This window comes from Quyinboa ferrireducens (genome assembly GCF_042436675.1).
GTDB lineage: Bacteria > Bacteroidota > Bacteroidia > Bacteroidales > UBA5342 > JBHJHP01.
In genome coordinates this window covers 87,386-102,784 of the sequence record NZ_JBHMVA010000006.1, presented here as the reverse complement: position 1 = coordinate 102,784, position 15,399 = coordinate 87,386, and the positions used below count along the sequence as shown (strand labels likewise).

The 15,399-nt window shown below is 41.7% G+C and carries 9 protein-coding genes; all 9 read right to left on the bottom strand.

Annotated elements, in window-relative coordinates; all coding sequences use genetic code 11:
• Positions 1-34: 34 nt before the first annotated feature.
• Positions 35-505: a single-stranded DNA-binding protein gene (locus ACE01N_RS10845; protein WP_375730060.1), complete on the bottom strand. Its 471-nt coding sequence runs from the start codon at positions 503-505 to the stop codon at positions 35-37.
• A gap of 731 nt (positions 506-1,236) precedes the next feature.
• Positions 1,237-3,237, bottom strand: coding sequence for a CotH kinase family protein (locus tag ACE01N_RS10840; protein WP_380588392.1), 2,001 nt, complete (start codon positions 3,235-3,237; stop codon positions 1,237-1,239).
• 400 nt (positions 3,238-3,637) lie between these two features.
• Entirely contained in the window at positions 3,638-6,781 is a 3,144-nt protein-coding gene (locus ACE01N_RS10835; protein WP_380588389.1) for a T9SS type A sorting domain-containing protein, read from the bottom strand.
• Between the two features lie 435 nt (positions 6,782-7,216).
• The gene (locus ACE01N_RS10830; protein WP_380588386.1) at positions 7,217-10,171 is read right to left on the bottom strand and encodes a hybrid sensor histidine kinase/response regulator transcription factor; all 2,955 of its coding nucleotides are present in this window, start codon (positions 10,169-10,171) and stop codon (positions 7,217-7,219) included.
• Between the two features lie 317 nt (positions 10,172-10,488).
• Positions 10,489-10,947, bottom strand: coding sequence for a hypothetical protein (locus ACE01N_RS10825; RefSeq protein WP_380588383.1), 459 nt, complete (start codon positions 10,945-10,947; stop codon positions 10,489-10,491).
• Position 10,948: 1 nt separating this feature from the next.
• The gene (locus ACE01N_RS10820) at positions 10,949-11,356 is read right to left on the bottom strand and encodes a helix-turn-helix domain-containing protein (RefSeq protein WP_380588380.1); all 408 of its coding nucleotides are present in this window, start codon (positions 11,354-11,356) and stop codon (positions 10,949-10,951) included.
• Between the two features lies 1 nt (position 11,357).
• Positions 11,358-11,837 (bottom strand): hypothetical protein, encoded by a 480-nt coding sequence (locus tag ACE01N_RS10815; RefSeq protein WP_380588377.1) that lies wholly within the window; start codon positions 11,835-11,837, stop codon positions 11,358-11,360.
• Between the two features lie 616 nt (positions 11,838-12,453).
• Positions 12,454-13,419 carry an HNH endonuclease gene (locus tag ACE01N_RS10810; RefSeq protein ID WP_380588374.1) on the bottom strand — a complete coding sequence of 322 codons (966 nt, stop codon included), beginning with the start codon at positions 13,417-13,419 and terminating at the stop codon, positions 12,454-12,456.
• On the bottom strand, positions 13,416-15,392 hold the full coding sequence (locus tag ACE01N_RS10805) for a DUF2075 domain-containing protein (RefSeq protein ID WP_380588371.1): 1,977 nt from the start codon (positions 15,390-15,392) through the stop codon (positions 13,416-13,418). The genes ACE01N_RS10810 and ACE01N_RS10805 overlap by 4 nt, the downstream gene beginning before the upstream one ends.
• Positions 15,393-15,399 lie beyond the last annotated feature (7 nt).

The window sequence follows — 15,399 nt, the reverse complement described above, 5'->3', positions numbered from 1 at the left end:
TTATCAATTTAAATTCAACATATGCCCTTAAACATTAAAAGGGCAAATCATCTTCAGAGGAATCGTCAGCCTCGAAAGGCTGGGAATTTTCCTGCTGAGAAGAATTTCCGGCTGTCTGTTTGGCCTGTGCCGGCGCAGATGTTGATCCTGAGTCTGTGGCAGGATTATCAGCCTTACGACCCAGAAGCTGAATGGTATCTGCTACAATCTCAGTCGTATATTTCTTTACACCGTTCTGATCGTCATACGAACGGGTACGTAATTTACCTTCTATGTAAAGTTGGGTTCCTTTAACAATATAACTTTCCGCCAGCTTTGCCAGTCCACGCCAGGCTACAATATTGTGCCATTCGGTGGAATCAGGTACCTGTGTACCGTCTCTCCTTGTAAAACCGCGTTCGGTAGTAGCCAGTGAAAATGATGCAACAGCAAGGTCCTGATCGATGTATCTGATATCAGGGTCTTTACCTACGTTTCCTACAAGAATAACTTTATTAACTGACATAATCTGAGGTTTAAAATGATTGGTTGTAAAAATACGTATTTTTTAATGGCTTTGAAATTTTTTAAAGTTTAAAAAACGTTATTGAAGGTTTTAGCGAGAGTACAGGAGGAAGTCGCAATGGCAATCCAGAGTGAGTTGAATAGAATTATTGACCCACCCTGGTTTTTATCAAACCTGCAGGTTTCGCATTTACTTCCCTCCCTAAACACTCTCTTCGGTCGTGTTCATGGAGGGTGTTTGTACAAGCGATTTTTGTTGGGATGCGGGAAATAATTTGCCTGAAGGGCAAACAGCAATTCAGTCCATGGCGCGCAGCCATGGGTTTATAAGTCATGTAAATCCAAAGCCGCGCACAGCAGTTGAAAAAATTGAAGATCGTTCTTGTCGGCTTTTTGTAGCATGTTGAAATAATATTTTGAGTCAATTTATCTGACCCACCCTGGCTTTTGGCAAACCTGCAAGTTTCATGTTTACTTCCCTCCCTAATACTGACGCTTCGGTCAGTACCATGGAGGGTGATCTGACACGTTGTTTTCGTTGGGATTCGGGAACTATATTGCCTGAAAGGCAAACAGCAATTCAGCCCAAGGCATGGCCTTGGGTTTATAAGTCATGTAAATCCAAAGCCGCGCAGAGCAGTTGAAAAATTGAAGATCGTTCTTGTCGGCTTTTGTAGCATGTTGAAATATCATTTTAGTTACAATTCTCCTTATTGCTACCGAGGATCAGTTCTAATTCTTAAGAAATATCCTGGTTGTGGTTTTTCCACTGAAAAGTTTAATATGTGCCAGGTACATCCCCGTATCCAGATTATCAAGATTAATTGTATTGGTTTGGCTGAGATCAAATACCTGGACCTGCCTGCCATTCAGTTTAGTCAGTGTGACTGAAACAACGCGTTCGGGTGCCAGAATGTAAAGTTGATCGTACGTCGGATTAGGGTAGAGGCATACATTTTCAGTTCCTGGATGGAGCGTGATAGTTCTTATTGCTTTTAAAGCCGGTTGTATAATCATGTTCCTGGTGACCTTCAGTTTCAGGGTCATGACATTGCTGTAATACACTCCGTTAATTTCCCAGTGATCGAAGGTATCCACCAACGCAGAATCAATTGTTAGCTCCATTTCAGATCCCATTTCATAAAGCCCTTCAAATGTATTTCCGCTGAACGGTTTCCCATTGATATAAAGCGCGAGAGGATGAAGAGAATCATTTTTTAAAGCTAATTCAAAGAGTTGGTAGTCTGCCATAAATTCACGGTACTGTTGTGTGACGAAGTCTGCCCTTTTTTCGGCAAAATAATTCATGCGGTTAATATCGTTTTCCCAGGTTGCATAATCCATGTTCCAACGACCGGCATGCCATTGCATTTCATCCGCAATTGATGCAGCTGTGGCTGTGATCACAGATTGCACATGTGATGCTGAAAACCGGGTATTCAGCTCGTAAAAGAGACGGTCGGTGAACTGTTCCCGGAATGTCCGGATCTTCATCAGCTTCATAAACAGCAAAACGGTGTTGGACGTATTGATATCCGGATCATCATATATGGACTGAAGTTTTGTAAACAGGTTGTTGCCTTCGCCGCCCGGACGGAAGGCAAAGCCGAAGTCGGTATCGTACAAAATCCAGCGCCACCGGCCATCCGAAGAACGTTCCCGCCAGTACCGTACATTGTTGACGGGCCAGTCGGTGTTTCCACTATAGATCTCCGCCACCATGTACCTGATAAACTCATCCACATCCATTTGCTGCTCCAGGTTTTGCCAGTTCAGGGAATCATTTAGGTCAGATGATTTAACCAGACCGATCAGTTGAGTAATGTTGATGGTATCACCGTGTTTCACTTCATCCAGATTTTCCAGCATGTCGATGTTATCCGAATCTGTACCGTGATTTTCAGCCGTATAGTGCTCGTTAAGCTTTTCCCGCATGTTATACAGGCCCCAGTATGCTCCGTTCAGATAGACGGTCACGGGTTCGTAAGCCTGGTAATCAACACCCGAATCATCTTCCATGAGACGGCTCATCAGACCATCGCGCATCATGGAATGTCCGTTATCATTGCCGGAGTTTCGTAAAATGAATGCTTCGAATTTTCCGATGGTTTTGGATGTGAAGAACGGATATTTAAAATTCTTATCGCCGTATTTTTTACGTGCATACAGCGCAAAGGATTTTTGCGGAAAGTTCCGGCTGCAGTTGCCGTGGATTTTCAGGCCCGCATTGGCTTTATACAAAAATGAGCCATCCGGTGCAAAATATTCAAAGAACGCCGCCCTTTCCCAATCCCGGCAAAAATTTCGTTTGATCTGGTTATTGCAATACCCCGTGATGCCGTTTTTGCCAACTACATAAATTCCGGTGGAATCGCCGAACAGATCTTCCGGATCAGCAGAAAGAGAAAGGATCGGAATCGTATGGTGCCTGCCGGTAAACAGATAGGAGTTGGTTGTAACTGAAGAATGTATTCCTTCGGTACTTACTGTAACAGACTTCAAAATTACAGTACTGTCAATAGTTAAAGGCGAGGTGTAAAGCTTGTCTGTTTCATCGGGTTTTGATCCGTCTGTGGTATAATAAATGGTTCCTTCCGGATCGGAGGAAGTCAGACTGACGCTTACCGGTTCGGCGTAGATTCCCCCATTGACAGAGCATACCACGGTTTGGGTAGATGCTGTAAAGCTCCACAATGCAAATAGAAAAGTTGATATGAGAATTTTAAGTTTCACTGCATAAAAGGATGAAATTTGATGTTGATCTCTTACTCTTTGCCGGAGGTTTTCTTTAAAATTGGCCGTCCCGGAGGGACGTAATATAGGTAACTGATGTCGAACATTACACATTGAAGTCCCTTTGGGGACGCAATACACAGGGATTATTTTCATTTTAAATTGAAAAAAGCTTTTTTAAAACGCCATTGCAACCCTCCTGACGGAGCACCCTGAATAAGGTCGTTAATCCGGCCCGCAAGCAGCAGTTTACAGCAGTCATTATACGGCTTTACTGCCAAGGATTGCAATGACGTAAAAGTTATCCGGTATTTTTCTTAACCATCAGAATACATCTCCCCTGCGTTCAGGGGAGATGTAAGGGACCCTTAGTTTGTATACAGATTGTCAGGATGATGTGTTATTCCGTTTTAACTAATCTGCCGGTCTCGGTGAATTCCGCTGTTTTAACCTTGTAAAGGTACATGCCTGCACCTAGGTCATTCAACGGTAACTGTAAATCATGATCACCCGCAACCACTGCTGATTGTGTAGTTGTATAGACCATTTGTCCCTGTAAATCGTATATGCTGACCCGGACATCCGACGATCTTTCCAGGCTATAGTTCAATGCAACGGTATTGCTGAACGGATTCGGATACATAACTATTCGCGTTCCGGTGTTGTATTGCAGATACTGAACCGGAGTAGAACCGCCTTCTTCCGATTTTCCGAGGATGGCCCAACCGATGTTGTTCTCTTCATGAACCTCGGTCAGTACATTCTGCGGATCGATGTAGGCATAAATCCTTGGGAATGATGTCAGTCCTGACGGTACTTTCCATTTCATGCTAACCGTTTTAAAGGATTGCTCAGTGATAAGATCGTCAGTGTAAAACAGCGATTCTCCGTTGATATCTTTAATTAGCTGACCGCCATTCATCGGATCACCTACATAAAAACTGACCGGTATCTTTCCAGCCGTTGGATACGGACTGAAATCGTTGATAACCGCTTTTACGGTAATTACATCACCGGCTTTCGGGTCAGACGGAGAGAAGGTAATGGATTTGGTCCGTGTGCGTTTGGTTTCATCTTCAAGCTTAAGTCCTTTTTCAGGATCAAGGCGCCATGGCAATATGAATGCAGGATCAGGAATGTCGTAGTTGGAACTCCACCAGGTATCTGTTCCACCCGGCTCTGGCATAATGGGGCGTGCTGCATAGTCAACGACAAGCGCACCATTTTTAGACCAGTAAATATATGGTGTTACATTATAACCGGTTTCACCGATGGAACGGTTCACGCCACCAAGATGGACAGTAATATCCAGGGCTTTTCCCACAGATACCGAATGCGTGCTCAGATCATTGCGATCATAACTGGCTGTACCACTTAACTCAATACCCCAGTTACTGATGCTGCCTCCGACTTCCACGCCCACCTCGCGTTCTTCGACTACTTCATCGTTGAAGGTATTACTCAGGTTCACAGAAAAGGTGACATCGGTGTTGCCATCCAGATCGTAACTGTCACTTCCGTATGAACCGCGAACCTTGTCTTCCCCGTCGGGATTAATAAGATCTTTATACGGGGTGTAGGACAGGATGTTGCCCACTTCGTGTTTGGGGATGTATCCGGATGCGCTCTGTTCCTTACTCGGGAACCAACGGTTTTCTGTCAGTTTTGGTTTCAGGGTAATGATATTGCCAGTAGGTTTATTCTGCACATTGTAAACCACATATTCCCACATTTCGTAATCACATACGGTGGCATAGATCTGGTCATCGTAGGTAGCCGTAACGGACTGTGTGATCATTACCGTCTGTGAACTTCCTGCAGTTTTCTCAAAATGCTTACCGTATTTGCCTTCCACATAACCTTCTACTCCGGCGCCAAAAATCTTGCCTCCGGCTTTTGCCTTGGCACTGACAGCCCAACTTTGTTGCACTGTGGTGCTTACAGCCACTTCGGTGGATGAGGAGGTCGTGTAATTGGCATAACTTTCACAGCCATCTCCTTCGTGACAATTGTTCACATCGTACGGTATTTCATCGAACATATCGAAATGGGTGGGCGGTGCATTAAGGATCACCAAAGGCTGAACCACATCTGTTTTGGTGTATTTTTTACCCGGACCGATCCGGAACATGTCCCCATCGAAATCTCCCACTGCCAGGTAGGCTGATCCAGGATTTTTACCCCACAGGTTCAGATAGTGTTCCACGATCATGGTCGGATTGTTATTTTCATCCACCTTGTAGACTGACAACACAAAATCGCTGGAAATATCGTGCAGTAATACGATTTCTTTTCCATCGGCTGTATTGTTATTGATCTCTGCAATGTTCACGTATCTGGCTACATTTCCCCAGATATAATCCAGATAAGTGGCGGTGAACATCAATGAAGTGTCATTGTCAAGATGCAGAATCTGGCATTCGGTTCCGGTGGTTACAATTTCATCTTTCCCGTTACCGCTTAAATCTCCGGAAACCATATTCAGTTTCATACCGTTCCAGTTCTGTTCCATGTAAAACATATTTTTTACATCGTACATGATGGCTTCAAACGGATCATCGAAATCTGTATCCGGATCATCACCCACCTCAGCAGGAAATACATACAGCGCTCCGGGTTCGTTGTATACCGAAAGACCTGCAGCTACCTCCTGAATGGAATCACCATCGAAGTCACCTGATGTGACATCCACTGTCATATCGATCTCGTTGTCGACATAGTTTTTTGTAACAGCAGTATCCAGTAGCTGACGGGCATGGGGCGTTACCATCAGATCGGGATCAGCCATGAATGAGTAAATCTTCAGGTATAATCCGGGCTTGGGATCTTCTGAATAAAACAGGGAAAGCAATTCTGAGTTTCCATCTATATTCAGATCTGCCAGTTTGCTGCTGAGCATTTCGGAATTCATATTCATGCTGAGCTTTTCATCCGAAAATGTGAGCAGTAATTCCGGTTCATACATGGCATTAATTGTATAGACAGAATTGATGATGTTATTATCCTTATCAGCATAGGTGATCACAAACTCTGCTTTACCATCACCATCCAGATCACCGGATGAGGCGTAAATATGATTTTTAAAATCATCACCCAGGTTACTTACCGGTCCCTCGTTCAATGTACCGGTGACTACGGTGTCGAACTTTAGACCTGTAAGACCGGGCAGTGTATAGTGAATGGTATCGCCTTCACCGTGACTGAACACGATATACTCAATATCGCCGTCACCATCAAAATCACCTTCCGTACCGGTGATGATGGCGTTCCCCAGGTTATCCATCACATTGGAGGTGTCCCCTTCGTTAAGGCGCAGATTAACATCACTAATCAGCTCGTAGTCATCTTTCAGGCGGTACGCACTGTGCGTGAATGTAATGCCTTTACCATTGTTATTGTACCCGCTGTTTTCCCATATAACAGCCATTTCGCTCTTACCTATAAATCCGTCCGTAGGTGTGATGGGTCCCTGAGCACTTGAGGTTCCCTCGGCCATAAATCCCAGACAGATGAACAATGTTGTAAAACGTAAAAAAATTTTCATGATATATTGTTTTTAACGACCTGTTACAAATTTAGAATGAGATTAAATAAAGGGGTTAATCATATGTTGCATTGTGTTGTACTTATGTTGCAATTTTGGTTACTTTGTTGCATTTTCAGCGAGGGGAGCTGGTTTTTATGACCCTCCCTGGTTTCTTACAAACCTGCAAGTTTCGAATTTACTGCCCTCCCTAAACTCTCTCTTCGGTCGTGTTCATGGAGGGTGATCGGACAAGTGGTTTTTGTTGGGATGAACCTGAATCATTTTGGCTGGTCCAATCTGTCCCTCTTTGTCACGAAATGCAGTGTAGTGATAGAGAGGGTTGTCTTGCGATTGACGATAAAGAAGTGAGGTCCGGGGTGAGTCATTTTAGTATTTAACCGGAATTGTAAATTTCTTACCATTGCATCCTCGTTGTAAACGAGGCTGAGTCATTTACACCGGGTGGGCGAGTTCGCCGGGGGTGATGCCGAAATAGGCCTTGAAGCATTTATTAAAGTAGGCGGGACTGCTGAAGCCAACCATATAGGCCACTTCAGAAACGGTTCCGGCTTTGTTGGACAGAAATTCCCTGGAGCGTTTCAGCCGGTAATTGCGCACATACTGACTGGCAGAGAGGCCGGTGAGGTTATGCAGTTTGCGGTGCAACTGACTGCGGCTCATGCCAACGGCACTACTCAGTTCTTCGATGCTTAAGGCCTCATTGGAAATATTCTCTTCTATGATGTGGGTCAGCTTTTGGAAGAAGCGGTCATCAACCGAGCTCACGCTGTTTTCGCCGGGTTTGTAAAACAGGTCTTTGGAAAATTTCTCGCGGAGTTGAGCCCGGATGGCGATCAGGTTCTGCATGCGTTGTACCAGCTCATCGGGCTGAAAGGGCTTCAGCAGGTAATCGTCCGCTGCGGCTTTTAAGCCCTCCAGTTTGCTCTCCTGAGATGCCTTGGCGGTCAGCAGGATGATCGGAATGTGCGAGGTCTTTTCGTTGTTCTTCAGGGTGGAACAGACCTCCATGCCGTCTATGCCGGGCATCATCACATCCGACACAATGATATCGGGAATCTGCTCCAGTGCTGTGGCCACACCCTTTACACCGTCTTCTGCAGCGATGACTTTAAACGAAGGAGTCAGGCACGACTTAATGAAAGATCGCAGTTCGTGGTTATCTTCGATGATGAGCGCCGTTTCAGCATGTTCCGGTGTTTTGGAATTTTCCAGAATAGTGGCCGGGCCAACCAGTTCCTGCCGTTCTTGTGCAGAGACTTCAACCGGTGAATCTTCGGTTACGGCATTGAGCGGCAGAACCAGGATAAACGTCGTGCCATCGGCTTCGCTGCTTTCCACGGTAATCTTTCCTTTGGCCAGGTTCACCAGTTCGCTGGTCAGTGCTAGTCCGATGCCGGTGCCGCTGCTGTGACTGCCATTGTCGGTTTCGGTTCCGGTATAAAAGCGGTTAAAGATCTGAGTGATGCGTTCCGGCGGAATGTACGATCCGGTATTTCTTACCCGGAAAGTTGCTTTCTGTGCGTCGCCCGGAACAGCTGCACTGAAAATGACTTTCCCGTTGTCCGGTTCATTTTTAAAGGCATTGGACAGCAGGTTATTCAGAATCACCTCCAGGTTTTCCGGATCATAATTGAACAGTATTTTGTCTTTCGGTGTGTCGGTTTCAAAAGCGATATTCCGCGATTCGGCCAGGGAACGGAACGATGCCGTAATGCGGTTCAGGAACACGGAAAGATCCTGACGGACCACTCTTGTGCTCACACCTCCGGATTCCAGCCGTGCCAGGTCCAGGATCTGGTTGATAAGGCTCAGCAGGCGCCGCGCGTTGTGTTCAATCACCGACAGCAGCGGTTTGAATTTCTTTAGCTCTTTTTCCTTGTTCAGTTCGTACAGCGGACTCAGGATCAGGCTTAACGGGGTACGGAACTCGTGCGATATGTTGGCAAAAAAACGGGTCTTCATGCGGTCCACCTCGGCGCTTTTCTGCACCAACTGACGGTTTTTCCGGTTCCGCATAAACAGCATTACCACCACAGCCAGGGTCAGGGTCACCACTAAAATGGCAATAAGCAGCAGGTTACGGCGGTTTTTACCGGCCAGTTCGTTTTCGGTCTGAAGCTGTTGAATGACGGCCCTGTTCTTTTCGGATTCATATTTCGCGGTAACCTCGGCCAGCTCTTTCGACTTCTCATCGCTAGTCACCGAATCGCTGTATGCCGCATACAGTTTGTACCACGACAGCGCATTTTTAAAATCGTTCTCAGCTTCGTAAACCTTTGCCAGGTAACCGGTGATGTCCTTCATGTAGCTGTCCTCATCGAACTCCTTCATAATGGCATTAGCCTCCGTCAGGTTGGCTTTGGCCTCACGCAGCTTCCCCTGTTCGTACTCCGATTTTCCCATGCCCAGCAGGTTGGTTCCGGTATAATAGCGGTCCTTCTGTTCACGGTTGATCCGGAGGGCCTGCCGGTAGTCCTTTTCGGCCTGCACATAATCTTTCATGTTGAACCGGAGGTTTCCCCGCGACAACAGCGTCTTGGCCTGTTCGGGCACAAAGTTGCCATCCAGGGCTATCCGGTACGAGTGGTTCAGTACCGTATCGGCTTCATCGTAGCGTTTGAGGTCATTCAGAATATCGCCCTTATAACGGTAGGCCACGGCCAGAAACTTCTGGTTGTCGGATCGCTCATAGTTGGCGATCACGGTATTGATCATCTCCAGCGCCTTCTCTTTTTCGCCCTTCAGACTGTAAATATCCACCAGGTTATTCAGGGTGAACATCTCCCACTGTTGCACATGGTGCCGCTGAAAGATGCGCAGTGCCTCCAGTCCGGTTTCCATGGCTTTGGTGTACTGACCCAGATCGGCATACATGCCAATAATAAGGTAGCGCGTGGCCGCGTACCCGATGGAATCACCGTGGCTTAAAAAGAGGGCGGCAGCCTTATCGGCGTAATACAGGGTGGAATCGAACTTGCTGAGTTCGTAATAGATGTTGCCCAGGTTATAGTACACCGATCCGAAAATTTCGTAGTTCTGCGGGGTTTGATTGGCTTCGTAGGCTTTCAGATAACTCTGGCGGGCTTCGTCCTTTTTGCCCATGTGAAACAGGGCACTGCCCTCGCGCTCCCAGGTGCGGGCCAGGGCCAGATCAAAGTTGTTTTTTATGGCCAGGTAGCGGGCCCGGCGACAGTATCCCAGCGCTTCCTCACCATTGGTATAGGTGGTATGATCGCAAAGGGCCATCAGGTAGACAATACGCATGGAATCGGTTTTGGCATGCTGCAATCCGGTCTTCAGGCTGTCGGTAATGGCAGACTGCCCGAATGCGCTGAATCCCAGTGCCAGAAACAGATATACAATACTAATCCGTAACGCTTTATGCATGTCCTAATGGTGATGATTTTTATTAACCTGTGGAGAGTATCATTAAAACAACTGGCAGGTATGGGTTGTTTAGATTAATTATGAATTAACAATGAATAGTGAACAATGAATAATGAACTATGAGAATGAAAGACTTGAGATGTTTTTTGAATTTGTTGGGATAAAGTTACGGGTTACGGGTTACAGGTGACAATTGATGAATAATGAACAATGAATGATTAACCACGAGGGGTGGTATTTGTAGCCCGGGGTAAATAATAGAAGAGAATGCAAAATCAATTACGAATTATGAATTGCAATCTGGACATATGAAATATTTATTCCTCTTCAGAATTTGCATTCATACTATCTACAACTTCTTTTGGGTTAAGTAATGGAAGTGGGAAACAATCCCAATCGGTTCGTTTGGTATTTGAGCTTAATAGACCTCTTGTTGTTCCTATACAAATGCCCGCTAGCATTACCACAAATTCATCTTTAATTTCCAAACCATTATTTTCTTTTTCTGTAACTACCTCTTTAAGGTTTTTTACATTAAAAGTAATTTCATTTGTAAATTCTAACGATGGGTCCTCCTCATTTTTAAAGATATAATTTACTGTTGTTTGCATGAAAAAAAGCTCAGCTTCCTTATCAATCTTAAATGAGAAACTTAATCCTAAACTAAGATTATCTCCAAGTGTTATTTCTTCCATAGGTAGCGGAAAAGGTTTAAAAGAAAATGAAACTTCTTTTATCTTTTCAATACTCACATATACTTCCTGAGATTTTTCCATTCTAATTCAGAATTTTTCCTTGTGTTAAAGAATGAGAAACATATTTCATATTTGTACGAGGATGCACCCAGGCTGAATCTGGTTCTGATTCAAAAGTTATCCCTCGCTCCCTGATATAAATGACAGTAGATTGCCCCGCTTTTTTATGATTTGATACATTTAGTATAGATTCTCCCAACACTGATTCTATTTTACTTATTGTTTTGATTGTAAAATTGTGTGTTCCTGTCATCCATTTACTAATCTCACTTTCTTTTTTCCCTAATGCAAAAGCAAGATCTTTTTGTTCTTTACCTTGTTTTTCGAGAATCTCATAGATTCTGTCAACAATATCAAAAGATCTTTTAACGAAGATATCAATATCCTTTGATATCTTCTTTCTTCTCTCTTCGAGACGTCTGTTTTTCATTTTATTTTTGACTTAGGTAAAATGATAGATTTCCACTTAAAGTTGTATTGTGGATGACTATCTTTTTATTAATCAATCTGTTTCTAATATAACCGCTAATTTCTTGTAATAGTTCGACATGAGTGTTTAATTCATTATCCTCATTATATGTATTAGTAGTTTTAATTCCACCATTTCCAAGAATTACCACATTCTCTGAAAGTCTAATCACGTATAGTCTTAAATTACAGGTTTCAATTGGAATTGCATATACATAATCTGTGTATTTCCCCTCAGGTCTGAAATATCGTTCTAAAGCTCCTTTTCCTCCGATTTGATCAATCCATTTAATTAAAATATCGATGTCTTCGTCATATTCACAACCTTCCGGGAATTTATTTAAAAACTTATCAACCTCAGTTTCATCTTTTTCAAAACGTAAAGTATAAAAGTTTACTTCATCATGTTGTTCAAAAAGCTCTATTTTAAGTTCTAACTTCACTTATAAGTTAATTACAAATTAAACGGATTTTTTTTTCCTGCCAAAATATTTCAAAACTTATTAACAAAGTTTGTAATAAGGATTTTGACTAAAACATTTATTTCGAATTTATTACTGTGTTTTTCTCATAATGTTCAAGTAGTATTCTGAATACTTCGGGCAGATTCAAAGATACGTAATTTTTAATTGATTATTGGATTTCGTCTGTTTTGCGTAGTAATACCGATTAGCAATTGAATTGAGTCTTAAAATCGTTTCACTCTTTAAGCCTTGTCAATTGTCTATCGGCATTAACCATTGTAATCTCAAAATATCGCTTAAGGCTCATTTTGAAAAACAATTGGTGTAATACTCCCCGAATACGATGTGTTTTGGAAAATTGGCGCGTTGTATTGTGATTCCTGTTGTGGCTACTTTTTTTATCCCATCCTTTTACTTCTGAAACCTCCCTGCTATAAAATTTTAATCTCCTGCTGCACAGAATTGCAAAACCGACCCGCTGACCGGCGAAAAATGCTGCAAAATCGAAAAAATTTTCCCGCAGTCCGGGATTTAACAGGCTCAGAAAGTTGAAAATCTGGCACTGGGAGGGGAGAAAAGGGGCAGAGCTATAATTTTACTCAAATCCAAATCGTTTTCTGTGGGTTTTTAGATGAACCTGTGAAGGATAAAACCTTTCTTCGGTTGGTAAATGTATCTCTATATTCTCATATTTTCTAAGCCCTGAATCCGGGTTGAAATCTCTTAAGCCAGGATTGACCAGGACTTTATAACTATCAGAAATAGATATTAATCCTTTGTCAAATGCTCTGTGGAATGTTGGAGACATAGCAATTCCATTTCGAATTGTATCTATGTATGATTCAGCAAAGGGAGTGATGTGACAAGCATCTACTAAAGGATTATTCTTTAAGTCTAATACTTTTAATCCACTGATTGAGCATTGATTGTCATATATTTCAAGAATCGCCTTTCTAAAAATTGATCCTCTTAAAACGATTAATTCTTCTTTTTCTTCCTTAGGAACTTCAGAATATTGTTTTATGATTTTACGAGAATAATTCTCATCCGGGTCGTAAAGAATTTCTTTTTTTATCACTGCAGAATATCTCAGTTTATCAAATTTTCGATAATCGTCTTTAACTCCAAGATATTTTTCAAGAATTGCATCTTTTAATTCTTCTCGTGTTAATGGTGATAGCAGGCTGGAAAAGAATTCGTTTGATAACTGAACAGCTTGTACCGTATCATTTAAAGCTTTGAAACTTTTTATAGATTTACTTTTAGTTGTCGGTATTTGTTTCCCTGGAATTGTAATTAATTTCCAAAAATCACCCTTTTCATTTTTAAGGTGATAAAAAGGCAAAGAGAAGTTAGGTGTATGAGGGGTTTTTACTAATAATCTCCATATATCATGAAAATGTTGAAATAAATCATCTGTAATTTCTATCCAATTATCTGTAATTTCTCCATTTTCAAAAGATTCAATAACCGCCAGTAATAAAATAGGTTTGTGAGGTGCCGGACCATATTTGGTTACACCTCTATTTAATGACAATATGTTTTGAATAATAGAATTCATATTAAATCGAAACCAATTTCCTTAAGATAATTGTATGTGGAATTATAATATTCGGGTAGTCTCGTTGGATCATCTTTGTCTCCTTCTGGTATAACTATTACCATTCCTTGTCTAGCTCTAGTAAGTAACACACGATAAGCATTCTTTAGATAATGTTTCCGAGTTTCATTTTTTATATTCTGCCATTTCTTTCCCTTAAAAGACTTAAATATCCAGCCATTTTCATTAAATCTTAAATCACCATCCCATGCAATACAGGCCCAATCTAATTCAAGTCCTTGTACATGAAATTCAGTTGCTACGTCTTCTAAATAATATGAAGATCGTATGTCGTCTTTACCATTTAAAAACCAGTTAACTGGATCAATTGGTGATTTTACGTCTATAGCATACGGTTTTAATCTTTGCGCCTGGGAAGATACAACAATACCATACCTCTCAGATCCTCGCGCTTTTTCTTTTAGCCATTGCTTAGCATTTTGAAAATCCCGAGTCAAAACAATCGGATATTTTTCTTTGATATCTATTAAAGTTTGGTGAGCTTTTTTCTTATCTAGATCAAGTAATTGTTTGATTAAAAGTGAAACTTTCTCTGCTCTAAATGATCGCATAGAAACGGATAAATGAAGTGAATCGGAATGAATAATATTTGTCCTAAGTTTGATTCTTTTAAATATTTGACTTGTATTATATTCACTATCAGTTAATTTTGTTGACATGTATATTTTCCATTCAGGAAATGAGCGTTCAAGCGCTTCAATCCATTCTGAAATGCCAGCTTCTCCCGTATTGATCTCTTGACCTCCACCAACCAAACAGACAACTACAGCCCAGTCAGGATGTCGATCCAAACACGAAATAAGAAATTCAGGTTCAGACATATTAAAATTGTGTACTCCTTTCTTTTGACGCATAAAATTGCATGTCTGTTCAAGCGTCCATGCACGTTGTGCTTCATCAAATAATGTTACATGTTCAATTGGAGGGGCACTATCTCGTAGTCCTTCATCTCTAAAATGATGAACATTTTGTATGAAAGCTTTAACTTCACTACTCGCTACCTTTTTAGTTATTTTTTCTCCGTTAGCTTTTTTCTGTTTTACCTTATCTCTTGCCAGTGCTTCCTGAAGGATCTTTACTAAAGGGCCATTTCCAGATAAGAAAACGCTATATAATTCACTTTCTTTATCAAAATGAGTTGTTGCAATGTTAAGCCCAACCAAAGTTTTACCAGCTCCGGGTACTCCAGTAACAAAGCAGATTGCCTTTTCCGAGTTGTCCTTGGATTCTTGAATTATAGCTGAAATTTCATCAGAAGTTTCAGTTAAATTAATTGCATTTGCATCACTTCTAGAAATATCTTTAACTGAATGATTTGAGTATAAACAAGTTGCTGCTTCAATGATTGTCGGTGTTGGTTGATATCTTCCATCTTCCCAAATTTTAATATCAAATTGTGCTTGTCCATTTAAAAATTTCAGCGCATACGAAATAATATCTCCAAGATTTTCAGTATTTGATTTAACAGGATCAAAAAGATTGTCATCATGTTTTGATGCAGTAAGAAATATATCAGAGTTTTTAGCTTTGGTTGCTAGTAGTATAGGGACAATTATCTTATCATGACTTGTTTCATGAAAATTTCTCAGGTCCAAAGCATAATCCCAAACCTGATCAATGGAATGGGAATGATAATCCGTTTCTCCAACCTTAAATTCTATAACAAAGATTATCGACTTGATGATGAGAAGGACATCAATTCTTTTACCCATTCTGGGTATAGCATATTCAAAATAAATTGATCCTGAATATCCAACTAGTAATATTTGGAGATATTTTATTTGAAATATCCATGCATCCCTCTGTGTTTGCTCTGTAGAAAACTCATTTTCAAGAGTAAGTGCGCCTAATATCTCAGTTTCAGATTTATGAAGAAAGTTATTAATAATATCAGAATAGTATGCACGATTCATAAGTTAA